The sequence below is a fragment of the Wolbachia endosymbiont of Tuta absoluta genome (assembly GCF_059414725.1).
Window position 1 is genome coordinate 1 of record NZ_JBNRJY010000790.1, and the last position, 430, is coordinate 430.

The following is a 430-nucleotide window of genomic DNA, read 5'->3' on the forward strand; positions in this document are numbered from 1 at the left end:
ACTTCGGCGCGACCATCGAGTACAAGGCTCAAACGGCGGCTAAGAAGCTGGGCATCCTGGATAGAGTGAAGCGTTACTTTACGCCTGGACAGTTTTTAACTCTTTACAAAGAACAAGTCCGATCGATCTTAGTATGATTATTAATGGCAATTTCACGTTGAACCCGCCTGGGCGGCTATTTTTTGACAAAACAACTTAGTTATTAAGAAATTTAGCAAAACACTTACTGTTTCCGGCTGCTTTCCTTGGTAATAAAAGGTTTTTGTTTTGATGTGTTTCCTCTGCTGTCAAAACTGACGTGGAATTGATCGATCTTTTTTAACAACTTCACTAGAAATAATGATTGAGTCTTCAAAATTATAACCTTGCCAAGACATAAAAGCGACTAGCAAGTTTTGGCCAAGTGCCAATTCACCGTTATTAATAGCAG

The 430-nt window shown here is 39.5% G+C and carries 1 pseudogene; it reads right to left on the reverse strand.

Features of this window, described 5'->3' with window-relative positions:
• Positions 1-311: 311 nt before the first annotated feature.
• Positions 312-430 (reverse strand): annotated as a pseudogene (locus tag ACJ5GX_RS08080) (hypothetical protein); the annotation flags it as partial.